This window comes from Flavobacterium glycogeni (genome assembly GCF_048286775.1).
Lineage (GTDB): Bacteria > Bacteroidota > Bacteroidia > Flavobacteriales > Flavobacteriaceae > Flavobacterium.
On record NZ_JBLVPV010000003.1, the window covers coordinates 231,065 to 257,573 of the forward strand.

The window sequence follows — 26,509 nt, forward strand, 5'->3', positions numbered from 1 at the left end:
AATAAAAAACTGGCATAATTAGTCATAAAGTTTTAGTTAAAATAAATGATTTATAGCGGTTTTGACTACCTTTACCGCCGTTAAATATGAATTATGATTAAGTGGTTTAGTTTAGGATTTTGGGAATTAATAGCCCGAATTGTCCTTAGAAATAGAATTTTGATGTTATCCATTATTGTAGCGATAACAGCTCTTTTAGCAATGCAATGGAAGAATATCCACTTCACTTTTACCGAAGCCAATTTATTACCGGATGACAATATTGTAAATATTCAGTACAATGCCTTTTTGGATAAATTTGGCGAAGAAGGAAATCTAGTCATCATAGGTGTAAAAGACAACGCCATATTTACCCCGAAAGCCTATGCTTCCTGGAGTAAACTGATGAACACTCTTAAAGAAGACAAAGCGGTAGATTTAGTAATTTCGTTAAATGACTTAAAGAAATTACAAAAAAATGATTCGCTGGCAACCTTCGAATTGGTGCCTTTTGTTGACCAAAGCAAAACGGTTAACAAAGCCTATCTTCAAAAAATAAAAAAGGAACTTTTCAATGATTTACCTTTTTACGAAGGATTACTTTTCAACAAAAGATCGGGAAGCATTCGCTCTGCCGTTTACATGGATAAAAAAATTGTAAACACGGCGGCCCGAAAAGATTTTATCCTTGAAAAACTCGTTCCCGCAGTAGAAATATTTGAAAAAGAAACTGGAATCGATCTGCGTGTTTCGGGAATGCCTTACATCCGAACGCTGAATGCAAAAACCATTACAGACGAAATAAGTATCTTCATCGGCGCCTCATTATTAGTCACCTCATTGCTTTTCTTCTTCTTTTTCAGAAGCTTTAGAGCCACCCTAATATCAATGATTATTGTAATTATTGGCGTGATGTGGTCTTTTGGGTTTTTAGGATTATTGAATTACGAAATCACGGTTTTAACGGCTTTAGTTCCTTCTTTAATCATCGTTATCGGGATTCCGAATTGTATTTTCCTGACCAATAAATACCATCAGGAATACAAAGTCCATCGAAATAAAGCCAAAGCATTACAGCGTGTCACCACCAAAGTGGGAATGGCAACGCTAATGACGAACCTTACCACAGCGATTGGTTTTGCTACGTTTGTTGCTTCTAACAATCAATTATTATTGGAATTTGGGGTGGTGACTTCTATCAATATCATGGCACTTTTCTTTTTGTGTATAATTGTCATCCCCATTTTTCACAGTTATATTCCACCACCAAAAGACCGTCACATCGAGCATTTAGACCGAAATTATGTTACCGTTTTTATGGATTGGATCCTGAGAAACGTAAAATCCAATCGATTTTCGATTTACGTTGTTGCCATTCTTCTTTTGGTTGTTAGTATCGTAGGTATTTACAAAATGCGTATTTCGGGCAGCTTGATTGAAGACATGCCTAAAAAAGAAGCCTTTTTTGAAGATATTGTTTTCTTCGAAAAAGAATTTGATGGCGTTATGCCGCTGGAAATCATGATTGACACCAAGCGTAAAAAAGGAGTCATGAGATTATCTACGCTGAGGCGAATGGAAGAACTCGAGGAAACTATTGACGAAATCCCGGAATTGTCAAAACCCATTTCTATTGTCAATTTGGTTAAATATTCTAAGCAGGCCTATTACAACGGAAACCCGGAATATTACGAATTACCAACATCACAGGAACAGTCGTTTATTTTGTCGTATGCTAAAAATGCCACGAAAAACTCGAAAGACAATCTGATGAAAAGTTATGTAGATTCGACAGGACAATTTGCCCGAATCACGACTTTTATGCGCGATGAAAATGGCGATAATATTGCCAAAATTGAAGCCGAAATTCGTAAAAAAGCCGATAAACTTTTCCCGCCAAATCAATACAATGTCAGCATTACCGGAAAAGCATTGGTTTTCCAAAAAGGAACCGGTTACCTGCTGGACAATTTGCTTTCTTCTTTGGTTTTTGCCTTTTTCCTGACCTCACTTTTGGTGGCTTTTATGTTCCGTTCGTTCAAAATGGTACTGGTTTCCATTATCCCAAATCTATTGCCGTTGTTGCTAACTGCAGGAATTATGGGTTATTTGGATATTCCGTTGAAACCATCGACGATTTTGGTTTTCGGAATCGCGTTTGGACTTTCGGTAGATGATACCATTCGATTTTTAGCGCAATACCGCGAGGAATTAAAGAAAAATAACTGGAAAATACGCAAGTCGGTTTACGCTACATTTACAGATGCCGGTTTGAGCATGTTTTATACTTCTATCGTGTTATTCTTTGGATTTTCGGTGTTTATGTTGTCCAGTTTTGGAGGAACAATCGCTCTTGGCGGATTGATTTCGTTGACATTATTGTTCGGAATGCTGTCGAATTTAATGTTATTGCCGGCTTTGGTATTGACGTTGAATAAAACATTAGCCAACGAACAGGAATTCATCGAACCAAAAATTGACATCATCGAGCATAGCGATGAAGAAATTGATGCTTTGGAGAAAGAGTAAGTTGTTTAATCTAATTTAGGGTACATTCTTTATACTAAAATTCAAAATCCCGTCTAGTGAGACGGGATTTTTTATGTTTAAAAACAAAATATTACAAATTCCTTCAAAATGTTCTATCTGCTAAATCTTCTATTAATTACGATTACTACATCATTCAACCAATTACTTTTATTATGTTTTATTTCATCCTCTTCTATTAAAAATTCTGAAAGATTATTTTTTCTATATTGTAGAATAGAATTGAGTTCCAAAGAAGTAATATGAGGCGATATATATTTCAAAGAAACAATAAAAATATAAAAACCTAAAACACGAAAAAAAATTGACACTTTTGAAAAGATTCTAATTGTTTGATGTTTTTTGTTTTCTTTAATTGCTTTTCGGACAAAATAAAACAGTTGAATTATAAACAACATTATAAGAACATTAGATGCGAATTTTGTATTGTGGCTTTCTTCAGAGCTTAACGAAAAGAAAACTACAGCTAATAAAGCTACTACAATTGAAACTATTACATTAACTATAACAAAATAGCTCGCCCATTTTAAATCTATTTCAAATTTTTCCAAAGTCAGTTTTATTTTAAATATTAGCAAATATAGCTAAAAACTCACATGAATAATATTGGGGAATATCTTCAATATTATCTATTTAATTTTTGTACCTAATAGGTAAAAAAACGGTGCAGGATATTCCGAAAAAATATTCATAAAACTCCAAATATCTCCATTCGTTTAGCCCAGATAGCAGCGGCATCCTTTTACTTTTTCCTTTAAAAAGTAAAAGATATAGCGAATAGCGGGTCCCGATAGCTATCGGGATAGCTCCAAACTAAGTTTATCATTCAATTACATTCTTATTACCCTATTTCTCACAATGACAATTAGAAACAAATGATTTATATTTGCAGTTCGATAAAAACACAATTTTTCAATATCAATTATATTTAAAATGAGACATACAAAAGTTAAAGACTTACTAAACAGCACCACAACGCTTCATGAGGTAAATGCAAAAGGATGGGTGAGAACTTTTAGAAACAATCAATTTATCGCGTTGAATGATGGTTCGACCATTGATAATATACAATGTGTTGTCGATTTTGAGAACACGCCAGACGAAACTTTGAAGAGAATCACCACTGGAGCAGCAATATCTGTGACAGGAACTTTGGTGGAAAGTAAAGGGGCAGGACAGAAATTTGAAATTCAGGTGGCTAAACTGGAAATCCTTGGAGATTCAGATGCGGAGAAATTCCCGATACAACCTAAAAACAAACCGAGCTTGGATTTCTTGCGTGAAAATGCGCATTTAAGAGTTCGTACCAATATGTTTGGGGCGATAATGAGAGTGCGCTCAGTATTATCGTATGCGGTTCACAGTTATTTTCAGGAGAAAGGTTTTGTATATGTGAATACGCCAATCATCACGGGATCGGATGCGGAAGGTGCCGGTGAAATGTTCAAAGTTACCGCTTTGCCTTTTGACGGAACGCCAAGAACCGAAGACGGGAAAGTGAATTACAAAGAAGATTTCTTCGGGAAAGAAACGAACCTAACGGTTTCGGGACAACTGGAAGGAGAAACTTTTGCGATGGCTTTGGGTCAGATTTATACTTTTGGACCAACCTTTAGAGCGGAAAACTCAAATACTTCGCGTCACCTTGCGGAATTTTGGATGATTGAGCCGGAAGTGGCGTTCAATGATTTGAATGACAATATGGATTTAGCCGAAGATTTTATTCAATACGTAATCAAATATACCATGGACAAATGTCCGGAGGATTTGAAATTCCTTGAAGGACGTTTATTGGATGAAGAGAAATCAAAACCGGTTGCAGAGAGAAGTGAAATGGCTTTACTTGACAAATTAAACTTTGTTTTGGAAAACAATTTCAAACGTGTTTCCTACACCGAAGCAATTGATATTTTAAGAGATTGTACGCCAAATAAAAAGAAAAAATTCAATTACATCATCAACGAATGGGGTGCTGATTTACAATCGGAACACGAGCGTTACTTGGTAGAGAAACACTTTAAATGTCCGGTAATCTTGTTTGATTACCCGGCAAATATCAAGGCATTTTACATGCGTTTGAACGAAGACGGAAAAACTGTTCGTGCGATGGATATCCTTTTCCCAGGAATTGGAGAAATCGTGGGAGGTTCTCAAAGAGAAGAGCGTTTTGATGTTTTGGTTGAAAAAATGAAAGCCTTAGGAATTGACGAAGAAGAATTGTGGTGGTATCTTGATACACGAAGATTCGGTTCAGCAGTTCACTCTGGTTTCGGACTTGGATTCGAAAGATTGGTATTGTTTGTAACGGGAATGACAAACATTCGTGACGTAATTCCTTTTCCAAGAACGCCAATGAATGCAGAATTTTAAAAAACCGTTATGAGCTAGGAGTTATGAGTTAGGCGTCAGAATCTAACTTATAACGAATAACACTTAACGTATAACCTACAATAAAAAAATGCTAAAGCAATTCTTAAATTTAAAATTATCACAGAAATTATCTCCTCAACAAATCCAGTTGATGAAGTTAATTCAATTGCCTACGCAAGCTTTCGAACAACGTTTATTGGAAGAAATGAACGAAAATCCAGCTTTGGAAGCCGGAAAAGAAGAAGATGAGTATGAAAAGGACGAGTTCGAAAACGAAGATTATGACGATTATGATGATTCGGAATCGGATAGAATTGAAGCCGAAGACATCAACATTGACGAGTATTTAAGCAACGACGAAACTCCGGATTATAAAACACAGGCGAACAATTACAGTGACGACGATGAAGATCGCGAAACGCCTTTTGCAGCGCCGGTGAGTTTTCATCAGGATTTAATCAATCAGTTGAATACGTTCATCCTGAATGATGAAGAGCGTGAAATTGCTGAATTTCTGGTGGGAAGTATTGATGACATGGGTTATATCCGTCGCAGCGTTCCTGATATGGTGGATGATATGGCGTTTACACAAGGTATTTACACCGATGAAAAAATGGTGGAAAAAATGTTGCAGGTCATTCATGAACTAGAACCATCCGGTGTAGGAGCACGTGATTTACAGGAATGTTTACTGTTGCAATTGAAGCACAAAACACCAACGGAATCCGTGGAATTAGCCACTGATATTATCGAAAATCAGTTTGATGCGTTTACCAAAAAACATTACGATAAATTAATTCAAAAATACAATGTTTCGAATGAGCAACTTAAAAAAGCCATTCATGAAATAGAAAAACTCAATCCAAAACCAGGCGGATCTTTTACCGGAAACAACAAAGTAACGGAAAATGTAGTTCCTGATTTTGCCATCAGAATTGTGGACGGCGAACTGGAATTGACCTTAAACGGACGAAATGCTCCTTCGTTGCACGTTTCCAAAGATTATCAAGAAATGATGCAAACGTATAAGGATTCCCGTGATAAATCAGCGCAGCAAAAAGATGCGGTGCAGTTTATCAAACAAAAATTGGATTCGGCTAAATGGTTTATCGATGCGATCCGTCAACGTCAGGAAACGCTTTTTGTAACCATGAATGCGATTATGCATTATCAGGAAGAATATTTTTTGGATGGTGATGAAACCAAGTTGAAACCGATGATTCTGAAAGACATTGCTGATATGGTTGGTCTTGATATTTCGACGATTTCACGTGTGGCAAACAGCAAATATGTGGAAACGCCTTACGGTACCAAACTGATTAAAGAATTCTTCTCGGAAGCGATGAAAAATGACCAAGGGGAAGACGTTTCGACATTGGAAATCAAGAAAATCCTTCAAAACACGATTGAGGAAGAAGACAAGAAAAAACCACTTCCGGACGATCAACTGGCCGAAATTCTTAAAGAAAAAGGCTATCCAATCGCGAGAAGAACCATTGCAAAATACAGAGAACAACTCGATATTCCGGTAGCGAGAATGAGGAAGAAAATGTAAACTGGAATTAAAATACTAAAAAGGGGAAACTTGTCTTTAAACAAGTTTCCCCTTTTTTATAAAAATATAATTTTCTTTATTTTTTCTCTTGATCTTTCCGCATCGCGTGATAATAAGCGGCACGGCTCAACGGTTCGTATTCTTCGGTTTCGCCCAGCATGACGAGTTTGTCATTGTCGGTTTTTCGGAAACTGTAATTCGCCAGATTTCCGGTGCGGGTACAAACTGCGTGAACTTTGGTCACATATTCGGCTGTGGCCATTAATGCGGGCATAGGACCAAAAGGATTTCCCTTAAAATCCATATCCAATCCGGCTACAATTACCCGGATTCCCTGATTGGCCAAATCGTTACAAATTTTGACAATTTCGTCATCAAAAAACTGCGCTTCGTCAATACCCACTACATCACAACCTTGCGCCAAAATTGCAATATTTGCGGCAGCAGGAACGGGCGTAGAACGGATTTCGTTGGCATCATGTGACACCACCATATCATCATGATAGCGCGTATCAATTTCAGGTTTGAAAATTTCTACTTTTTGCTTGGCAAACTGCGCTCTTTTCAAACGACGGATCAATTCCTCGGTTTTACCCGAAAACATGGAGCCACAAATGACTTCGATCCAACCAAATTGTTCTTTATGATTTACTGTATTTTCGAGAAACATTTTGTATTTTTCTGACTTAAAAAATGAATAGTTTTTATTACTTTGTAATGAATAAAACCGACTTAAAAATTTTATACTTTTACGTCGTTTCAAAAGTATAACATTTTTATTAAATCGGAGATTCGCGAGCTCTTATTTAAAAAATAAAATCACGCGAGCAAAGGTTCCTTCTTCCTTATGCTAAATAAAAATCAGGAAGATATTTATTAAAAAGACCCGCCTAACACACTATAATTTCAAAAGTTATGAAAAAAAAATTGGAAGCCGATTTAATCAGCATTGCACACAGAGTATTACAACTAAAAAATAAATCTGATATCAATCAATTATATCTGGAAACGCAGAAATTATATGAAAAACTTTCTGTCTTACGATTTGTAGAGGAACACTTTAGTGAGGCAAAACCAACTATTGGCGCTGCTGAAGTAGAGCAAAAAATTGAATCTATTTTTGACAAAACGGATTCGATTCAACCTGAAACTAAAGCAGTAATCGAAGAAACTGTTGCCGAAGAAATCGCTGAAACGCCTTTGGAAGAAACAATAGAAACTGCTGATACAACTGAGTCAGAAACGAGTATTGTGGAAGAAGAAACTGTTGAAGTTCCATTGGAAGAAACAATTGAAACTGCTGATACAACTGAGTCAGAAACGAGTATTGTGGAAGACGAATCTGTTGAAACTCCTTTGGAAGAAACAATTTCTAATGAAGAAATAACCGCGGAAGAAGAAAAAGAAGAAGAACCTATTGAAGAACCTATTATTGAGGAAGAAATAGTTGCTGAGGAAAAAGAAACTTCAGAACCTGAAACCGCTGCATTCACACCGGCTTTTGAATTGTCTCAAGAAGAGGAAGTAGAAACGGAACTGGAAGTGCCAAAGAAAATGGAACCGGTACAAATTTCTTTCGAAGATTTATTGGGCGGAAATTACCATGACACCCAGTTTGTAAAAGTGCAACAGATTGAAAATATTCCCACTGCAGTAGTAATCGAAACTCCAAAAGAAATAGTTACTGAGGAAGAAAAAGTGTTACCTGTGAAAGAAGCTGTTGAACCTAAAACAGTTTCGCTGAACGAAAAATTAGCCAAAGGAATCAATATCGATTTGAATGACCGCATTGCTTTTATAAAACATCTTTTTGGCAACAGCAGCGAAGATTACAACCGCGTTTTAAATCAATTAATCACGTTTGATACGTTCTACGAAACCAGAGATTTTGTTCAGGAAATGGTAAAACCGGACTACAATAACTGGGAAGGAAAACAAGAGTATGAGGAACGTTTTATGGATGTTATAGAGAAAAAATTCTTGTAAACTTCCCTGAATTTTTCTAAATATACATTTGAACAAATACAGATTTTCTATAAAGTTTGTATTTAATTATTTTATCTATGTCAAAATTATACATCGTTCCTACGCCTATTGGCAATCTCGAAGACATGACTTTTCGAGCGATTCGGATTCTTAAGGAAGTCGATTTGATTCTCGCCGAAGATACGCGTACGAGCGGAAAATTGTTAAAGCACTTCGAAATTGGCACACACATGTACAGCCATCACATGCACAACGAACACAAAACCATCGAGAATTTAATTTCGAGGTTGAAAGCCGGAGAAAATATCGCTTTGATATCAGATGCGGGAACGCCCGCAATCTCGGATCCCGGTTTTTTATTGACCCGCGCTTGTGTTGAAAATGGTGTTGAAGTAGAGTGTTTACCCGGCGCAACGGCTTTCGTTCCGGCATTAGTCAACAGCGGTTTGCCCAATGACAAGTTTGTTTTCGAAGGATTTTTGCCTGACAAAAAAGGACGTCAAACCCGATATTTAGCATTGGCGGAAGAAACAAGAACGATGATTTTATATGTTTCTCCCCATAAATTAGTGAAGACTTTAGCAGAATTCATCACCTATTTTGGCGAAGACCGTCAAATATCGGTTTCCAGGGAATTATCCAAACTGCACGAAGAAAATGTTCGCGGAACCGTAAAAGAAGTAGTCGCTCATTTTGATAAAATAGCGCCAAGAGGAGAAATTGTCGTCGTGGTCAGTGGAAAAGCAATCACCAAAGAACCTAAAAAAAGTAAATTTTCGGAAGAAGAATAACCTACAAAAACACCATGAATTTAGAATCCTTTTTAGAAAAATTAAAGCGGACACCAGAATCTATCGCTTTTGCAGAAACCATTGCTACAGTTGAAGAAAACTACGACTTTACTCCAACGGCATTTGAGAACGGTTTGCAACACAATGCCGCAGGAGAAAATTCAGGATCTTGCAAGTTATTTGCTTTCGCCGAAATTCATAACTTATCAGAAGCAGCTACATTAGCCTGTTTTGGAGCATATTATTACGAAGATGTTTTAAAAAATCCAAACGGGACTGATCATCAAAACATTCGCAATTTCATGAAAACCGGTTGGGATGGTATTGCATTTTACGGAAGTGCTTTAGTATTGAAATAAAACAGTTAAAACGCTAATTCGTAAATTAAATCGACAGACATAATTAGCGAATTAGCGGTTATTCCTTTTTCGAATTCCTAAAATCCTAATTTCTAAATTTTATAATCCCAAATCACTATGCGTTGGACACTAAAACCAAAACCTTCCAAAGATACCGTTCAACATTTGGCGAAAGCTTTGAATGTGGAAGATTTTGTGGCCACTTTATTAGTACAACGCGGCATTGAAACTTTTGAGGATGCCAAACGGTTTTTTCGTCCGAGTTTAGATGATTTGCATGATCCGTACTTGATGAAAGATATGGAAAAAGCAGTCGCTCGAATTGAAAAAGCGATTGAAAATGAGGAAAATATTCTTGTTTTTGGCGATTATGATGTCGATGGCACCACCGCAGTTTCACTCGTTTCTTCCTATTTGAAAACCTATTATCCAAACGTAGCGACCTATATTCCGGATCGTTATGACGAAGGTTACGGAATTTCATTTAAAGGAATTGACTTTGCTGATGACAATGGATTTTCGCTAATCATCGCTTTGGATTGTGGTATAAAATCCATCGATCATGTGGCTTACGCCAAAGTACGAAACATCGATTTCATCATTTGTGACCACCACAGACCGGGTGAATTTTTACCCGAAGCCATTGCCGTTCTCGACCCAAAACGAGACGATTGTAATTATCCTTATGATGAATTGTGTGGTTGCGGAATAGGTTTCAAATTAATTCAGGCCTTAGGTTTCAACCGAAACCAGACAATCGATGATTTGATTCCGTATCTGGATTTAGTTTCGAGTGCTATTGCTGCTGATATCGTCCCGATGACCGGAGAAAATCGAGTGTTGGCTTATTTTGGACTCCAAGTCATCAACACCGACCCAAGACCGGGAATCAAAGCCATTATTCACCAAATAAAAAAACAAACTTTAGATATTACCGATGTTGTTTTCATCATCGCACCCAGAATAAACGCTGCCGGACGCATCAAACACGGGAATCATGCGGTGGAATTATTAACCGAATTTGATTTTGAGCAAGCCCAACAATTTGCTTCCGAAATTGAAGCATATAATTCGGAACGAAAGGATTTAGATAAATTAATTACGAAAGAAGCGTTACAACAAATTGAGGAAAACAATGAAAAAGAACGTTTTACTTCCGTAGTTTTTCAACAAGATTGGCACAAAGGTGTCATTGGAATTGTCGCTTCCCGATTGATCGAAACCTATTATCGTCCGACACTTGTTTTTACCAAAAGCGGTGATAAATATGCCGCTTCGGCACGTTCCGTAAAAGGATTTGATGTCTATAATGCACTCGAAGCGTGTACCGAACATTTGGAACAATTTGGCGGTCACATGTATGCTGCGGGAATGACTTTAGCGGCAGAAAAGTATCAAATCTTCAAAGATGCTTTCGAAAAAGAAGTCGAAAAAACCATTCATCCGGATATGTTGACACCAGAAATTGCAGTTGATGCCGAGATTGATTTTGCGGATATTACGCCAAAATTAATCCGGATTCTGAAACAATTTGAACCGTACGGACCACAAAATATGACTCCAATTTTCCTGACCAAAAACATCAAAGACACCGGTTATGGAAAACCTCTAGGACAAGAAGACGAACATTTAAAACTTTTTGTCAAACAAAATAACTCCGAAGGCCTTGCTGCAATTGGTTTTAATTTGGGAAACAAAATCGAATTGACTACCCATCAAAAACCTTTTCAAGCCGTGTATTGCATCGATGAAAACGAATGGAAAGGCAAATTAAGTTTGCAATTGCGATTGCGAGATATCAAACAATGATTTGGATGCTATGAAAAAAAAAGACCCTTACTCTGCGCTGCGTTATAAAGAATTCAATATTTTTTTGTTATTGCGTTTTGCCATGGTTTTTGGCTGGTCGATGCAGTTTATCGTCATTGAATGGGAAGTCTATAGTCTGACCAAAAATCCGTTGTCGTTAGGAATCATCGGATTAATGGAAGTCATTCCGGCAATTTCGATGGCTTTATTTGCCGGACACATCGTTGATCAAAAGGAGAAAAAAGGATTGCTTTTCAAATGTATTTTAGGGTTTTCAATCATCAGTTTGGGTTTGTTTTTATTTACGTGGCCTCCTTTTATAAAAGATTTTTCTACCCAAACTATTTTATATTCCATTTACTTTTTCGTGTTTTTAGGAGGATTGGTTCGTGCTTTTCTTGGCCCGACGATATTTTCTCTTTTGGCATTGATTGTTCCTAAAAAAATATATCCAAATGCTGCCACCTGGAGCAGTTCGGTTTGGCAAATAAGTTCCGTTTTAGGTCCTGCGGTAGCTGGTTTTTCAATCAATTGGATTGGGGTTCACTGGTCAATGTCCATTGTTTTGGGCTGTTCGCTTTTGGCGCTAATCGCTTTAACCCAAATAGCAACGAAGCCTATTTTGAATCCAAAAATTGGCGAACCCATTATGGAAAGTTTGAAAGAAGGCGTGAAATTTGTTTTCAATAATAAGACTATTTTAGGCGCTTTATCACTGGATATGATTGCCGTTCTTTTTGGTGGAGCCGTTGCGCTATTACCCATTTTTGCACAGGATATTTTGAAAGTGGGACCGCAGGGATTTGGTGTTTTGAGAGCCGCTCCGGCTGTTGGCGCTTTTTTAATGCTGATTATTTCCGCGTATATTCCTTTTACTAAAAATGCGGGCATGAAACTGTTGTTGGCAATTTTTGCGTTTGGGATTTGTATTATCATTTTCGGACTTTCGTCTATTTTTTGGCTGTCTGTTGCCGCTTTATTTTTAAGCGGTGTTTTCGACGGGATTTCGGTGGTGATACGCCAGACTATTTTGCAATTGAAAACACCGGATCACATGCGAGGCCGAGTTGCAGCCGTGAATTCTATTTTTGTAGGTTCCTCTAATGAATTGGGGGCTTTTGAAAGCGGATTAACCGCAAAACTGATGGGAACTGTTAGCGCAGTCGTCTTTGGCGGAAGCATGACGCTGATTACCGTATTTCTTACCGGAGCCGTATCACCTACCTTTAGAAAACTGGACTTGCAAAAAGATATTGAGGAACATGAAAAGAGCGAATAATAAATAGATTTTTAAAAAAAATACTTCCTATAACCATCCGGTAAAATAATCTCAAGATTCCTTACCGACTTTTTTATGCCTTTTTTATGTTTTATTATTTAGAACAAATATAAATAATACTTATATTTGTTTCAAACTGATGACACATGCAAGAAATAAAACAAATATATCATAACAATTTAGGCACGGCTTTCTACTGGAGAAAGGATAATGGCATTGTACTGGACAAAGTCCAACTGGTTTTTAGAGAAATGGGTTTTTATTTTACCCAACAGGAACTACAGCTATTTAAGCGCTGTATTGAGGACAGCTACATCCAAAATAAATGCTGCGACGATTGTGAACTAAAAAACAAATGCCACAAATTTTTACTAAAAACGCCTTGTTCCCAAATTGATTTGGCTGTTTCGATGGAAGAATTAGATGCCGTAAAAGACTTAGTAGAAGGCACTTTGTTTAAAATAAATTTGGATGATTATTTGTATGGTGTTGGGATGAATTAGGGTTGTTGTTGTTGTTTTGACTGTTTATAAACTTGAGCGAGAACTTTTTCTTTTACCATAGTTGTAAATATTCATCATTATGGACACGGAAAAAAAATTTGTGCTATCGAATCGCTAATCAAGTCCTAGCTATATGGCTATTATTTTCCTTTTAAAAAGTCAATTGATATTTGGCTAATTATTTCAGGTTTGTCTCCAAACACTTCGTGCGAACAATTTGGAATTACACAAAATTGACTGTCTTTTATAGCATTATGAATCTCAATACCGTGTTCTAAAGTATACATATCATTGTCACCATAAACAACTAAAGTTGGTATTTTTATTGCTTCCAAATCAGTTTTTGGAAAATATTGTTCTTGAAACCACATTTGTCTAGCCTCTGTGACATATCTTTTCCAATCTTTTGATGATAATTTTTCATAATGTTTTATCCAATGTGGCCAATTTTTTTCAATCCAATTTGTATCTGTCCAGTTTTTAGCTTCTTCTACATTTTTAAATCCCTCCATTTTATAATTCGCTCCTGAAATTATTAACTTTTTCACTTTATCAGGTCTGTTTTTTGCGAGAATCAAACCAGTAATAGCACCATCACTCCAGCCAATGACATAAAGACTATCTAGTTTTAATTTATCAATGATTTCCGAGTTGTACTCTGCCAATAATTTATAACTTAACGGAGTGTCTGAATATTCTGAGCGACCGAGTCCAGGTGCATCAGAAATAATAACTTTATATTTTTTTGAAAGAATTGGAATAACATTTTCAAAGTCGATAATACTTCCAAATCCTCCGTGTATTAACAATAGAGGAATTCCTTCTCCGTACTCTTCATAATAAATTTTTGTTCCTTTAATTGTTAAATATTTTCCATTATTTGAGCCGTATTTTATTTGGGCAATTCCACTTAAAGAGAAAACTAATGTAAAAAGTAATATTTTAAATCTCATATTTTATACGTTTCATTTTAAAAAAAAACTGGGACACCAACTCATTTATAACTCTAACACATAGCTTTGATATAAATATATACAAAAAGAAGACACCAAAGAAGAACAATTAGCATATTTGTAAGTTTTTCACGCAACCTAAAAAGTATAAAGTCAAGTAGAAAAACCTTGAAAAATTTATTAATACTTTTTGATTTCGAAATTCTCGCCATCAAAAACACCATAGGTAAAATACGTTATCCAGTCACCCAGATTCACATATTCGGCATTTTCACCCACCGTTACTTTCATAGGCAAATGACGGTGTCCAAAAACGAGATAATTGTAATGTTTGGTTTCCAGTTTTCTTTTGGAATAGAGAATCAGCCATTCGTTGTCTTCGCCAAGAAAGGTCACATCTTCATCGCCAGAAATCAGTTTGTTTTTTACCGAAAGGTATTGCGCCAGTTTCACCCCAACATCCGGATGAAGCCATCTAAAAAGCCATTTGAAAAACGGATTTGTAAATATCTTTTTCATGCGTTTGTATCCTAAATCGCCAGGACCTTTTCCGTCACCGTGGCCAATAAGGAATGTTTTGTCTCCAAAAGTGTATTCTTGATTGTCATGAAACACGGGAATATTCAGTTCTTTCTGGAAATAATCTTCCATCCATAAATCATGGTTTCCCACGAAGAAATAAATAGGGATTCCGCTGTCACGGATTTCGGCGAGTTTGCCTAAAACACGAATAAACCCTTTTGGGACTACGGTTTTGTATTCGAACCAAAAATCAAATAAATCGCCCAATAGAAAAATAGCTTCGGCATCGCCTTTTACTTCGTCGAGCCAAGCCACAAATTTTTGTTCTCTCGGAAAACTCAATTCGGGTGTTGGTGCTCCAAAATGCTGATCGGAGGCGAAATATATTTTTTTGTTATTGGGTAATTGCATGAAGTTACAGTATGGATTTCACATTATCACTGGCAAACCATTCTGCAAAAGAAGATTCGGTTTCTTGTAGTTTTAAGGAAAAAAGAGTGATTCCTTCTGGTAATCGGCTGATGATTCTTTGAGAAAAATCTACTACCATGTTTTCGCTTGTTGGTTGGTAATCTACCAAAATAACATGGTGTCCGCGGCTCATTAATTCGTTTGCCAATTCGATATGCGGCGTTGTTCCGTTAAAAACAGTCGCATGGTCAAACTGATCTACAATTTCTTCTTTTACAATTTTCTTTAAATCCGTAAAGTCAATCACCATTCCAAATTTCACATTGGAACGATCTGTAATTGGAGTTCCAATTACCGTTACTGACAATTTATAACTATGTCCGTGGACATTTTTACATTTCCCGTCATAGCCATATAAGGCGTGTCCGGTTTCGAAACTAAATTGTTTTGTAATTCTGATATTGCTCATCGGAGTTTAATTTTGATGCAAATTTAGCAAATTGATATGAGAAATGAGATGTAAATCTTGGTATTTGGATTCCACTGAGACCTAGCCCTGATAGGAGTGAAAATCCTTTTATTACCCTGTCAGGTTTCGAACCCTGACAGGGTATAAAAGATTGTAACGGATAGCAGGAAATAGCTCCTGAAAAAATTACTTTTTGAACTGAGACAACGCTTTTCTGGTAAAATCAGACAACACCAATTTACCCGAAATCGCGGCGCGCTCCAACAACAATGTATCCCAATGTTGCGTTCCTTCCCACAAAACCTTTTTCATTTCCAGTAAAGCTTCGGGATTATAACTGGATAATTTAGCGCTGAAATCAGCTATTGCGGCATCGAGCGCTTCGATGGTTTCAAAAGTATTGGCGTACAATCCTTTGGCTGCGGCCCAATCAGCGGTTTTCCATTCGTGGGCTGCGAGCGTCATTTCGGCCATTGCCGTCTTACCGATTTTCTTAGAAACTACGGGTTCTATCACAAAGGGACCTATTCCAATTGCCAATTCCGATAGTTTTATTGATGCGTTTTTTGTCGCCAATGTATAATCACAAGCGGAAGCAATTCCTACGCCGCCGCCAACTGCTTTTCCGTGAACGCGACCAACAATAAGCTTGGAACACGAACGCATCGCATTGATTAAATGCGCAAATCCGGAGAAAAATTGGGTTCCTGCTGCTTCATCAGAAACAGCCAAAAGTTCATCAAAAGAAGCGCCTGCACAAAAAGCTCCCGAGCCTTCGCTTTGAATAACAATCACCGAAACGGCTGGATTCGTACTCAAAATGTTGAACTCATTCGTTAAACGATCCAACAATTCTCTTGGAAAAGAATTGCTCGAAGGATGACCAAATGCAACGGTTGCGATTCTATTTTCGATTGTTGTGAAGAGCGAACCTGTTGGGTTTTCTGATACCATAGTGGGGATTTTGATGTAAAGTTAAAAAAAGTAAAGGAGGATTTGACTTTTTTTCAAATAGAATAGATTTGTATTCTGAAATTTGCTTTTTGGGAAATTTATATGTTATATTTGCGATCTAGTTTGGGGGATTAGCTCATTTGGCTAGAGCGCTTGCCTGGCAGGCAAGAGGTGATCGGTTCGAATCCGATATTCTCCACAACATAAAACCGTAAAATCTTTTAATTAAGAGTTTACGGTTTTTTATTTTTAGAAATTGTTCGATTGTGTTTTAAGACTATAGAAAACTATTTTTTAATATTCAATTTTTCCCACTTGTCGCATCACGCGAACAATTTTAGCTTTTCGTCTGTTGATATATGAGGAAGAACTGGTCGCCGAATATTTTCTTGGATTGGGTAATATTGCGGCTATTCCTGCTGCCTGCATCGGCGTGAGACTGGAAGCTCCTTTTCGATACCAATGTTCTGCGGCTGCTTGCGCTCCATACACACCATTTCCCATTTCGATACTGTTCAAATACACTTCCATGATGCGTTCTTTACCCCAAATGATTTCGATTAAAACCGTAAAATACGCTTCGAGTCCTTTTCTCAAATAACTTCGGCCTTGCCAAAGAAATACATTCTTGGCCGTTTGTTGCGATATGGTGCTTCCACCTTTTATTCTTCGGCCTCTTTCATTGCTTTTATACGCTTTTTGCATTGCGACAAAATCAAAACCATTGTGTTTCAGAAACGTTCCATCTTCACTGGCGATTACCGCTTTTTGAAGATTCATCGAGATGTTTTCAATAGGTTCCCAGTCGTGGCTGAAAAAAACTTCTTTTCCCGCTGTTTTGTTTTCAATCCCCCGAATGACCATTAAAGGCGTAAACGGAACCGGGACAAATTTAAAAAGTACCACAAAAAACAAAGAGAGTCCGAGGAACCATAAAAATACTTTGAATAAAAAACGAGTTAGTTTGCTCATAAAAGAGGCCGGTTCTTTTTTAACGGGTTGTCTTGATTTTCTTGGTGTTATTTTCGTTGCCATTATACTAAATCTGCTAATTCTGTTCCAATTAAACTTCCTATTGCCACTCCCATTCCGCCCAATCGTACGCCACAATAGACATTATCGGACAGTTGTGAAACGATTGGATTCTTGCTGTTGCCAATACCCATGATCCCGCTCCAACGGTGTGCAATTTGGAAATCCTGATGAGGCAAAATTACTTCTTTTAATAATTGTTCCAATTTTTTTTGGACGATTTCTGTTTGTCCAAATTCTATTGTGTTCTCTGTCTCAAAATCCAGGTTTCTCCCTCCTCCTAATAATATTCTGTCGCCAATATTCCTGAAATAATAATACCCTCTATCCAAGTGAAAAGTTCCTTTTATATCTAAGTTTTTAATAGGCTCCGTAATTAAAACCTGAGCTCTGGCTGGCTTAACGGCTCCACTTGTCAATGCATTGGCAAAACCGTTCGTCGCAAACAGTATTTTTTGGGTACTGAAACTGAAATCACCAAGTGCTACTTCCACTCCATTTCCTTTGTCGAAATAGGAAGTAACGGTTTGTTGGTTTAGAATTAAAATATTTTTAGAAACTGCTTCTTTCAACAACGCCTGCATCATATTTCCGGTATCAATCTGTGCTTCAAACGGATTGAAAACCAAATATTCCTGTATGCCGCTGAATCCAAAACGGTCTACTTCCTTGGCAAAAACATCTGCTTTAAATAGTGGTCTTAAAATTTCATTGATGAAGGGCAATTTTCCAACACACTCACTGTAACAACTTTCATCGTCCTTTAAAAACAACTCATATCCGCCGTAAGGTTTAAAGTCTATCGTGTCGTCACCGAGTCTTTTTCGCAGCAACTGCAAGCCTTTCCATCGTTTTTGAACAAGATGTATCACTTCTTCTTCCGAGTGGGATTTTAAATCATCTATGATTTCTGAAAGGCTTCCAAAACAGGCAAAACCGGCATTTTTAGTACTCGCGCCTTGCGGTAACATTCCTTTTTCCAATACTAGAATTTTGCTTTCAGGGAATCTTTCGCGCAAGCGTAATGCAGCATGCAAGCCCACAATACCGCTTCCTACGATGGTATAATCGACATCTGTAAACCAGTTTTTTAATTCCCAATAGCTCAAATCCATGTCCAAATTTTTTCATAAAAATAATAATTTTTTGGATTTATTCTGAATTTATTTCAGAAGCTAATCCCGCTATCCGTTCTAAATAAATTCACTGAACTCCAATTAAAATAAAAGTAGTGTGAAGTAATCTTTTATTTTTTTAAAGAAAAAAATAAAAGGATTTCCACTGCTATCGGGGCTAAAAAGCAATCGTGAAAGCTACAAACATCGAAGTAAATTGGCTATTTTTATAATCCGAAAAAAATCAATAATTAAAATGAAAAAAGTACTGCTTATACCCTTATTAATGATGAGTTTAAATGCTATGGCACAAAATGTAATGACTCCAGAACTGCTTTGGAAATTAGGAAGAGTAACTCCTTTAGGCATTTCCAAAGATGGAAAAAATATAGTCTATAAAGTAACCACTCCTTCTGTTCAAGAAAATAAATCGGACACAAAATTCTACACTTTGCCCGTAAATGGTGGGAATCCAACCGAAGTAAAAGATACCAAAGACCTGTTAAAAGATAAAAACGTTTCTCACGACGGGAAATATATTGTTTACAATGAAGAAGTAAAAATTGAAAAAGTGCACGGTAAAGATTTTTATCCGGAACTGGAAAAATCGGACGTTCAAATCTACGATGGATTGAATTATCGCCATTGGGACACTTGGAACGAAGGCAAATACAACCATGTTTTTTACAAAGAAAACAAAGAAGGTGCAGTTGGAATTGACATTCTGAAGGGAGAAAATTTCGATAGCCCGCAAAAACCTTTTGGTGGTGATGAAGATTACATTTGGTCGCCAGACAGCAAAAGCATTCTTTACGTAAGCAAGAAAAAAGCAGGAACCGAATATGCTGTTTCTACCAACACCAATATCTTCGAATACAATCTGGAAACTGGAAAAACCATCAATAGAACCGAAGAAAATCTAGGATATGACACTGCTCCACAATTTTCTCCAACAGGAAATTTGACTTGGTTACAAATGAAACGAGACGGTTATGAAGCCGATAAAAACGACCTGATTGTTAGTTTCAAAGGAATGAAAATGAACCTGACGGCGAATTGGGATGGAACCGTGGATCATTTTATCTGGAGTACTGACGGAAAAAAAATCTATTTTGTGGCACCAATAGACGGAACTAAACAGTTATTTGAAGTTAATTTTCCGGGGCTGACCAATCCCGAAGCTTCGGGAGCAATCAACGTGCACCAAATCACTACTGGAGAATTTGACGTCAATGATTTAGTTGGTTTTTACGGTGATAACATCATCGTAACGAGAACTGATATGAATCATGCGGCGGAAATTTTTTCTTATAATTTAAAGAAAAACACTTGGAAACAAGTATCGAATGTCAATACAGCAACCTATAAATCTTTGGCGTTAAGCAAAACCGAAAGAAGATATGTAACGACTACGGATGGCAAAAAAATGTTAGTTTGGGTGGTTCTTCCGCCTAATTTTGATGCCTCAAAAAAATATCCAACCCTTTTGTATTGTCAAGGTGGGCCACAATCTCCATTGACACAATTTTATTCTTACCGATGGAATTTACAATTGATGGCGGCTAATGGTTATATTGTTGTTGCACCAAACCGTCGCGGCATGCAAGGTCATGGTGTAGCATGGAATGAACAAATCAGCAAAGACTGGGGCGGACAAGTAATTGATGATTACCTATCGGCGATTGATGATGTGGCGAAGGAAAAATATGTTGATGCGACTCGTTTAGGGTGTGTTGGCGCCAGTTATGGCGGGTATTCTGTTTTCTATTTAGCCGGAATTCACAACAACCGATTCAAAACGTTTATTGCCCATGACGGTATTTTTAATACCCAAAGTATGTTTGGGACTACCGAAGAAGTTTTCTTTACCAACTGGGATTTTGGTGGTGCTTATTGGGAAAAAGACAATGCCGTTGCGCAAAAATCCTATACCATTTTCAATCCTATGACCATGGTAGAAAAATGGAACAAACCAATTTTAATTATTCAAGGCGGAAAAGATTTTCGTGTACCGCAAGGACAAGGTCAAGAAGCTTTCCAAGCGGCGCAATTACGCGGGATAAAAAGTAGATTCTTGTATTTCCCGGAAGAAAACCATTGGGTATTAAAACCGCAGAATGCTCAAATTTGGCAAGGTGAATTTTTCAAATGGTTGAAAGAAACCTTGTAAATTAAATAATAAACAAAAAAACCTTGCATCGCTGCAAGGTTTTTTACTTAAATAAAGTATTTTTTATTCCGGATCGTTCATTTTGAAGGTATCCATAAATGCGGTAGTGTACTCTCCGGCAATATAACGAGGATCGTCCATTAATTGTCTATGAAACGGAATGGTAGTTTTTATTCCTTCGATTACAAATTCATCCAAGGCTCTTCTCATTTTACTAATCGCTTCCTCACGAGATTGGGCTGTAGTAATAAGTTTTGCAATCATTGAATCGTAATTTGGAGGAATAGTATACCCTGAATATACGTGAGTATCTAAACGAACTCCATGTCCACCCGGCATATGTAATGTTGTTATTTTTCCTGGAGACGGACGGAAATCATTATAAGGATCTTCTGCATTAATTCTGCATTCGATCGCATGTAATTGTGGTAAGTAATTTTTACCCGAAATAGGTATTCCAGCGGCAACCATAATTTGCTCACGTATTAAGTCATAATCAATAACCTGCTCCGTAATTGGGTGTTCTACTTGAATACGGGTATTCATTTCCATAAAGTAGAAATTACGGTGCTTATCAACCAGAAATTCTACCGTTCCAGCACCTTCATATTTAATGTATTCGGCTGCTTTTACAGCTGCTTCACCCATTTTTGCACGTAACTCATCTGTCATAAATGGAGACGGAGTCTCTTCAGTTAATTTTTGATGACGTCTTTGAACTGAACAATCTCTTTCTGAAAGGTGACAGGCTTTTCCGTAAGAATCTCCTACTACTTGAATCTCAATATGGCGTGGCTCTTCGATTAATTTCTCCAGATACATTCCATCATTTCCAAAAGCTGCTGCAGATTCCTGACGCGCATCTTCCCAAGCTTTCAGTAATTCATCTTCTTTCCAAACGGCTCTCATTCCTTTTCCACCACCACCAGCAGTTGCTTTAAGCATTACTGGATAACCAAAATCTCTTGATAACTGCAAGGCTTGCTCATACGATTCTAAAATTCCCACTGAACCTGGAACACAAGGAACACCCGCTTCAATCATAGTCGCTTTTGCGGAAGCTTTATCCCCCATTCTATCAATCATCTCTGGAGAAGCTCCAATGAATTTGATACCATGTTCTTGACAAATTTTAGAAAATTTAGAATTTTCAGAAAGGAATCCGTATCCCGGATGTATTGCATCTGCATTTGTAATTTCGGCAGCGGCAATAATATTTGACATTTTTAAATAGGACAAGTTGCTTGGAGGTGGCCCAATACAAACCGCTTCGTCAGCAAACTTTACATGCAGACTTTCGGCATCAGCAGTAGAATAAACAGCTACCGTTTTTATACCCATTTCCTTGCATGTTCTAATTACGCGTAACGCAATTTCCCCTCTATTGGCAATCAATATTTTTTTAAACATCTTATTTTATGTTTTAAATTCAAAATTCCAATAGTCAAATCCAAATTGGAATTTGTATTTAAACTATTGGAATTTCAAAAATATTATGATGGATCTACTAAGAATAACGGTTGGTCAAATTCTACTGGCGACATATCGTCAACCAATATTTTTACAATTTTACCAGAAACTTCAGATTCAATTTCATTAAATAATTTCATGGCTTCAATCACACAAAGTACGTCTCCTTTAGAAATTGTTTTACCTACTTCAACAAACATTGGTTTGTCTGGAGATGGTTTTCTATAAAAAGTTCCAATGATTGGAGATTTTATGGTGATATAGTGCGCATTTTCTACTACTGGAACTTCTGGAGCCGCTGCAACCGGAGCAATTTGTTGCGGAGCTACTGCTTGTTGAAGTGCAGCTTGAGCAGGCATTTGTTGAACATACGTGGTTTCTGTTACATTTCCTTCTAAAGTTGTTCTGATGGTAATTTTCACATCATCCATCTCTAACTTAACTTCTGCAACTCCTGAATTTGCTACAAACTTGATTAGATTTTGAATTTCTTTTAAATCCATAATTATTTGTTTTTAGTTTAAATTTATTTTTTATCGTATGCCCATTTTAGATATATAGATCCCCAAGTGAATCCACCTCCAAAAGCGGCCAAAATTATCGTGTCTCCTTTTTTGAATAAATGTTCAAAATCATTAAGAACTAATGGTAAAGTCGCAGAAGTTGTGTTTCCGTATTTTTCAATATTCATCAGCACTTTAGAATCTTCTAAATTCATTCTATTTGCCGTTGCATCGATAATACGTTTGTTGGCTTGATGAGGAACTAACCAATCTACATCTTCATTTGTCAAATTATTTCTTTTCAGAATTAATTCACTTGAATCAGCCATGTTGGTTACAGCATATTTAAATACCGTTTTCCCGTCTTGAATAATATTGTGTTTGTTATCTCTTACCGTTTCGTAAGAGGTAGGAAGTAGAGAACCACCAGCATCAATTTTTAAAAAATCTCTTCCGATTCCGTCACTGCGCAAATATTCGTCTTGCAATCCTAATCCTTCATAATTAGGTTCAAACAATACTGCTCCAGCTCCATCTCCAAAAATGATACAGGTTGATCTGTCTTTATAATCTACGATAGAAGACATTTTATCAGCACCAATTAAGAGTACTTTCTTGTATCTTCCGGACTCTATGTAAGCTGCTGCCGTTGACATCCCAAATAAGAAACTGGAACATGCTGCTTGCAAATCATATGCAAAAGCATTTAAGGCTCCTATTTCGGTTGCTACATATACACCTGTTGAAGCAACTGGCATATCTGGCGTTGCAGTTGCCATTATCAACAAGTCTATTTCTAGAGGATCAATATTGGCTTTAGCTAATAAATCTTGTGCAGCTTTTATGGCTAGAAAAGAAGTTCCTTTACCCTCTTCTTTGAGGATTCTTCTTTCTTTTATTCCTGTACGAGAGGTTATCCACTCGTCATTGGTGTCGACCATGGCCTCAAGAGCTTTGTTAGTTAAAACAAAGTCTGGAACATAGGCTCCAACAGCGGTTATTGCGGCTGTAATTGTATTCATTGTATGCGATTATTTTTTGTCAAATGTTGCCATTTGAAAAATTTTTAAAAGACTTGAAAATTACAAAAAAAATTCCATTTTCATTGATTTGGAACTTCTTATTTAATGAAAATTATAAACAACAAAAAAACTCTCACGATGTGAGAGTTCGAATATCATTTACCAAAACGTATTAAGCAACAGCTACAGATTTATCTATAACAACTTGCCCTCTGTAATACATTTTACCTTCATGCCAGTAAGCTCTATGGTATAAATGCGCTTCTCCTGTGATAGGACAAGTAGCAATCTGTGCTACAGTAGCTTTGTAATGTGTTCTTCTTTTATCTCTTCTTGTTTTGGAGATTTTTCTCTTAGGATGCGCCATTTTACTATATTATTTATCCGTTAATAGTTGCTTTAATTTGTCCCAACGCGGGTCAATATTTTCTTCTTGTTTATTCTCTTTTTTTTCTTCTTTTACTATCAGTTCATTAAGTTTAGTCAAAGCTTCGGTTTTTAAACTTCCATCTTTAACTCCTGGATGAACTCGTCTTAGAGGCACTGACAACACTATCATTTCATAGATATATTGTGCAATATCAATTTCAAACTCCCCATGGGGTAAAATCAACAATTCTTCATTGTCATTATTATATTCCTCGCCAAAACGAACAATTAAGTTCATTTTGCCTTTAACTGGCAAGTCAAAATCTTCGCTTGTCAAATCACAAGGTACATTTACCGTCCCTTTATGCTTAAAACTCAACTCTAACAGCGTACTTTTTTTCTCTAAAACTACATTTACTTTGATATTTGAATCTTGATATTCATTATAATCAAAGATTTCAAAGAACGAATTATTTATTTGATACTCAAAATGATGTTTTCCTAGCTTTAATCCTATAAAAGGTATTAAAAATTCTTTTGTCTTCTTCATTTCAACAACAATTTGACCCTAAACTTCGGGAGTGCAAAGATATAAAATTATTGCAAATCTAATAATGTTATTCACTTTTTTTTGTTTACAACTGTTTTTCTTTTGTTTTCAAAGGTTTTACACTGATTTCAGCATATTGATTTCTTGAATGATAAATATCAATTGCAAGATAGACAGCCTCTTTGAAGGAATTAAAATCAGCCACTCCTTTTCCTGCTATATCATAAGCCGTACCATGATCCGGCGACGTTCTTATTTTATTCAAACCTGCAGTATAATTCACTCCATTACCAAAAGACAATGTTTTAAAAGGAATCAACCCCTGATCGTGATACGCCGCAATAATAGCATCATACTTCTCATATTGACTACTTCCAAAAAAACCATCAGCTGCAAAAGGACCAAAGACCAAGGTTCCTTTATCAAATATTTTTTTCAATGTTGGCTTTATGATTAAATCATCTTCGGTACCGATAACTCCACCATCTCCACAATGAGGATTTAACCCCAAAACAGCTATTTTAGGCTTATTAATACTAAAATCCTGTATCAATGATTGCTTAACCGTTTCAATTTTTCTTTTAATCAATTCCTCCGTAAGATGAGAAGCCACTTCACTTAACGGAATATGATCCGTCAAGAGCCCTACTCTTAAATTATCCTGAACCATCAGCATAAGTGCATTTCCCTCAAGTTCCTGATCTAAATAATCCGTATGTCCCGGAAATTTAAAATCCTCTGATTGAACATTATACTTATTTATAGGCGCTGTAACCAATACATCCACAAGACCATCTTTCAAAGCTTTGGTAGCCGCAACAAATGATTTTATAGCATATTCACCTGCCTTAGGATCATTTACTCCAAGATTCAAATCAACCCCTTCTCTCCAAACATTTAAAACATTAATCTTTCCCGGTATAATTTGATCCAGTTTATCAATTCCGTGCAACAAAGAAGCAGATTGAAAACTTTTCTTTACAAAAGACAACAACTTAACATTAGCAAAGATAACAGGAGTACACAACTCCAACATACGAGAATCCTCGAATGTTTTTAAAACAACTTCGCTTCCAATACCGTTTAAATCTCCTATAGAAATTCCGACGATTATATTTTCTGCTTTTTTCATCATGACCTAACGTTATTTATTGCTAATTTTGAAGTGCAAATTTAGTAAAATAAAACAAGAAATGTTTACAGGAATCATAGAAACCCTTGGCACCATCCAAGAAATAAAAAAAGAGAACAGCAATGTCCACATAACGATGAGTTCATCGATTACCGGCGAACTACAAATTGACCAAAGTGTCGCTCATAACGGAATTTGCCTTACTGTTGTTGCAATCAATGATACTTTTTACACTGTAACCGCGATAGACGAAACGATAAAAAAAACAAATTTAGCCGGTTGGAAAGTTGGAGACAGCGTTAACTTAGAAAGAGCAATGAAACTTGGAGACAGACTTGACGGACACATCGTACAAGGACACATAGACCAAACCGGAACCTGCATCGCTGCCGAACAAACCGACGGAAGCTGGTTTTACACCTTTGAATATGATGAAAAACTAAACAATTTAACCATCGAAAAAGGTTCAATTACCGTAAATGGCGTAAGTTTGACTGTGGTGAATTCTAAAAAAAATGAATTTAGCGTAGCCATAATCCCTTATACACATGAGCACACTAATTTCAAAACCATTGAAGTTGGCACAAAAATAAATCTTGAATTTGATGTAATTGGCAAATACGTTTCCAGATTATACGCTAACAAATAACCCCCTTTTA

25 protein-coding genes and 1 tRNA gene are annotated in these 26,509 nt (G+C 36.7%); 12 read left to right on the plus strand and 14 right to left on the minus strand.

Features of this window, described 5'->3' with window-relative positions; all coding sequences use genetic code 11:
• The first annotated feature begins 93 nt into the window (after positions 1-93).
• On the plus strand, positions 94-2,508 hold the full coding sequence (locus ACNQGX_RS03955; RefSeq protein WP_417974214.1) for an efflux RND transporter permease subunit: 2,415 nt from the start codon (positions 94-96) through the stop codon (positions 2,506-2,508).
• Between the two features lie 113 nt (positions 2,509-2,621).
• Here the strand turns inward: ACNQGX_RS03955 and ACNQGX_RS03960 are convergent, their stop codons facing one another.
• Complete coding sequence (locus tag ACNQGX_RS03960; protein WP_417974216.1) at positions 2,622-3,077, minus strand: hypothetical protein; 456 nt, start codon at positions 3,075-3,077, stop codon at positions 2,622-2,624.
• A gap of 382 nt (positions 3,078-3,459) precedes the next feature.
• Between ACNQGX_RS03960 and asnS the strand changes: the two genes are divergently transcribed.
• Entirely contained in the window at positions 3,460-4,896 is a 1,437-nt protein-coding gene (gene asnS, locus ACNQGX_RS03965) for an asparagine--tRNA ligase (RefSeq protein ID WP_131914848.1), read from the plus strand.
• An 88-nt stretch (positions 4,897-4,984) separates the two neighbouring features.
• Positions 4,985-6,451 (plus strand): RNA polymerase factor sigma-54, encoded by a 1,467-nt coding sequence (gene rpoN / locus ACNQGX_RS03970; protein ID WP_417974218.1) that lies wholly within the window; start codon positions 4,985-4,987, stop codon positions 6,449-6,451.
• Positions 6,452-6,527: 76 nt separating this feature from the next.
• On the opposite strand, the gene ACNQGX_RS03975 is transcribed toward rpoN, so the two are convergent.
• Entirely contained in the window at positions 6,528-7,121 is a 594-nt protein-coding gene (locus tag ACNQGX_RS03975; RefSeq protein WP_131914846.1) for a thymidine kinase, read from the minus strand.
• A 245-nt stretch (positions 7,122-7,366) separates the two neighbouring features.
• Between ACNQGX_RS03975 and ACNQGX_RS03980 the strand changes: the two genes are divergently transcribed.
• The 6 genes from ACNQGX_RS03980 to ACNQGX_RS04005 all read left to right on the plus strand — a co-directional run bounded on the left by ACNQGX_RS03980 (position 7,367) and on the right by ACNQGX_RS04005 (position 13,178).
• Complete coding sequence (locus ACNQGX_RS03980) at positions 7,367-8,437, plus strand: hypothetical protein (protein WP_417974220.1); 1,071 nt, start codon at positions 7,367-7,369, stop codon at positions 8,435-8,437.
• Positions 8,438-8,514: 77 nt separating this feature from the next.
• A complete protein-coding gene (rsmI, locus tag ACNQGX_RS03985; RefSeq protein WP_131914844.1) occupies positions 8,515-9,228 on the plus strand; it encodes a 16S rRNA (cytidine(1402)-2'-O)-methyltransferase in 714 nt (237 codons plus the stop codon).
• A gap of 14 nt (positions 9,229-9,242) precedes the next feature.
• The gene (locus tag ACNQGX_RS03990; RefSeq protein ID WP_417974223.1) at positions 9,243-9,587 is read left to right on the plus strand and encodes a HopJ type III effector protein; all 345 of its coding nucleotides are present in this window, start codon (positions 9,243-9,245) and stop codon (positions 9,585-9,587) included.
• Between the two features lie 117 nt (positions 9,588-9,704).
• Complete coding sequence (gene recJ, locus ACNQGX_RS03995; protein WP_417974225.1) at positions 9,705-11,396, plus strand: single-stranded-DNA-specific exonuclease RecJ; 1,692 nt, start codon at positions 9,705-9,707, stop codon at positions 11,394-11,396.
• Positions 11,397-11,406: 10 nt separating this feature from the next.
• The gene (locus tag ACNQGX_RS04000; protein WP_417974227.1) at positions 11,407-12,675 is read left to right on the plus strand and encodes an MFS transporter; all 1,269 of its coding nucleotides are present in this window, start codon (positions 11,407-11,409) and stop codon (positions 12,673-12,675) included.
• Between the two features lie 146 nt (positions 12,676-12,821).
• Positions 12,822-13,178, plus strand: coding sequence for a hypothetical protein (locus ACNQGX_RS04005; RefSeq protein ID WP_417974229.1), 357 nt, complete (start codon positions 12,822-12,824; stop codon positions 13,176-13,178).
• A 140-nt stretch (positions 13,179-13,318) separates the two neighbouring features.
• On the opposite strand, the gene ACNQGX_RS04010 is transcribed toward ACNQGX_RS04005, so the two are convergent.
• The 4 genes from ACNQGX_RS04010 to ACNQGX_RS04025 all read right to left on the minus strand — a co-directional run bounded on the left by ACNQGX_RS04010 (position 13,319) and on the right by ACNQGX_RS04025 (position 16,487).
• On the minus strand, positions 13,319-14,131 hold the full coding sequence (locus tag ACNQGX_RS04010) for an alpha/beta fold hydrolase (RefSeq protein ID WP_417974231.1): 813 nt from the start codon (positions 14,129-14,131) through the stop codon (positions 13,319-13,321).
• A 180-nt stretch (positions 14,132-14,311) separates the two neighbouring features.
• The gene (locus tag ACNQGX_RS04015; protein WP_417974233.1) at positions 14,312-15,064 is read right to left on the minus strand and encodes a UDP-2,3-diacylglucosamine diphosphatase; all 753 of its coding nucleotides are present in this window, start codon (positions 15,062-15,064) and stop codon (positions 14,312-14,314) included.
• A 4-nt stretch (positions 15,065-15,068) separates the two neighbouring features.
• Entirely contained in the window at positions 15,069-15,533 is a 465-nt protein-coding gene (locus tag ACNQGX_RS04020) for a 6-pyruvoyl trahydropterin synthase family protein (RefSeq protein ID WP_417974235.1), read from the minus strand.
• A 186-nt stretch (positions 15,534-15,719) separates the two neighbouring features.
• Entirely contained in the window at positions 15,720-16,487 is a 768-nt protein-coding gene (locus ACNQGX_RS04025; protein ID WP_417974237.1) for an enoyl-CoA hydratase/isomerase family protein, read from the minus strand.
• Positions 16,488-16,612: 125 nt separating this feature from the next.
• Between ACNQGX_RS04025 and ACNQGX_RS04030 the strand changes: the two genes are divergently transcribed.
• Positions 16,613-16,686 (plus strand) — tRNA-Ala (locus ACNQGX_RS04030).
• 95 nt (positions 16,687-16,781) lie between these two features.
• Here the strand turns inward: ACNQGX_RS04030 and mtgA are convergent.
• Together mtgA and ACNQGX_RS04040 are read right to left on the minus strand one after the other, a co-directional pair.
• On the minus strand, positions 16,782-17,522 hold the full coding sequence (gene mtgA, locus ACNQGX_RS04035) for a monofunctional biosynthetic peptidoglycan transglycosylase (protein ID WP_417974239.1): 741 nt from the start codon (positions 17,520-17,522) through the stop codon (positions 16,782-16,784).
• On the minus strand, positions 17,522-18,634 hold the full coding sequence (locus tag ACNQGX_RS04040; protein WP_417974241.1) for an NAD(P)/FAD-dependent oxidoreductase: 1,113 nt from the start codon (positions 18,632-18,634) through the stop codon (positions 17,522-17,524). The genes mtgA and ACNQGX_RS04040 overlap by 1 nt, the downstream gene beginning before the upstream one ends.
• A 256-nt stretch (positions 18,635-18,890) precedes the next feature.
• On the opposite strand from ACNQGX_RS04040, the gene ACNQGX_RS04045 reads away from it, so the two are divergent.
• On the plus strand, positions 18,891-20,804 hold the full coding sequence (locus ACNQGX_RS04045) for a S9 family peptidase (RefSeq protein WP_417974243.1): 1,914 nt from the start codon (positions 18,891-18,893) through the stop codon (positions 20,802-20,804).
• Positions 20,805-20,867: 63 nt separating this feature from the next.
• On the opposite strand, the gene accC is transcribed toward ACNQGX_RS04045, so the two are convergent.
• From accC to pdxA, 6 genes are all read right to left on the minus strand, one after another.
• Positions 20,868-22,214 carry an acetyl-CoA carboxylase biotin carboxylase subunit gene (gene accC / locus ACNQGX_RS04050; RefSeq protein WP_417974245.1) on the minus strand — a complete coding sequence of 449 codons (1,347 nt, stop codon included), beginning with the start codon at positions 22,212-22,214 and terminating at the stop codon, positions 20,868-20,870.
• A gap of 83 nt (positions 22,215-22,297) precedes the next feature.
• A complete protein-coding gene (accB, locus tag ACNQGX_RS04055) occupies positions 22,298-22,777 on the minus strand; it encodes an acetyl-CoA carboxylase biotin carboxyl carrier protein (protein WP_417974247.1) in 480 nt (159 codons plus the stop codon).
• 23 nt (positions 22,778-22,800) lie between these two features.
• Positions 22,801-23,799 carry a beta-ketoacyl-ACP synthase III gene (locus ACNQGX_RS04060; RefSeq protein ID WP_417974249.1) on the minus strand — a complete coding sequence of 333 codons (999 nt, stop codon included), beginning with the start codon at positions 23,797-23,799 and terminating at the stop codon, positions 22,801-22,803.
• Between the two features lie 172 nt (positions 23,800-23,971).
• On the minus strand, positions 23,972-24,166 hold the full coding sequence (gene rpmF / locus ACNQGX_RS04065; RefSeq protein ID WP_007137315.1) for a 50S ribosomal protein L32: 195 nt from the start codon (positions 24,164-24,166) through the stop codon (positions 23,972-23,974).
• 9 nt (positions 24,167-24,175) lie between these two features.
• Positions 24,176-24,718, minus strand: coding sequence for a YceD family protein (locus ACNQGX_RS04070; protein ID WP_417974251.1), 543 nt, complete (start codon positions 24,716-24,718; stop codon positions 24,176-24,178).
• Positions 24,719-24,803: 85 nt separating this feature from the next.
• The gene (gene pdxA / locus ACNQGX_RS04075; protein ID WP_417974253.1) at positions 24,804-25,853 is read right to left on the minus strand and encodes a 4-hydroxythreonine-4-phosphate dehydrogenase PdxA; all 1,050 of its coding nucleotides are present in this window, start codon (positions 25,851-25,853) and stop codon (positions 24,804-24,806) included.
• A gap of 58 nt (positions 25,854-25,911) precedes the next feature.
• Here pdxA and ACNQGX_RS04080 point away from each other — a divergent pair, with 58 nt between their 5' ends.
• On the plus strand, positions 25,912-26,499 hold the full coding sequence (locus tag ACNQGX_RS04080; protein ID WP_417974255.1) for a riboflavin synthase: 588 nt from the start codon (positions 25,912-25,914) through the stop codon (positions 26,497-26,499).
• Positions 26,500-26,509: the final 10 nt, after the last annotated feature.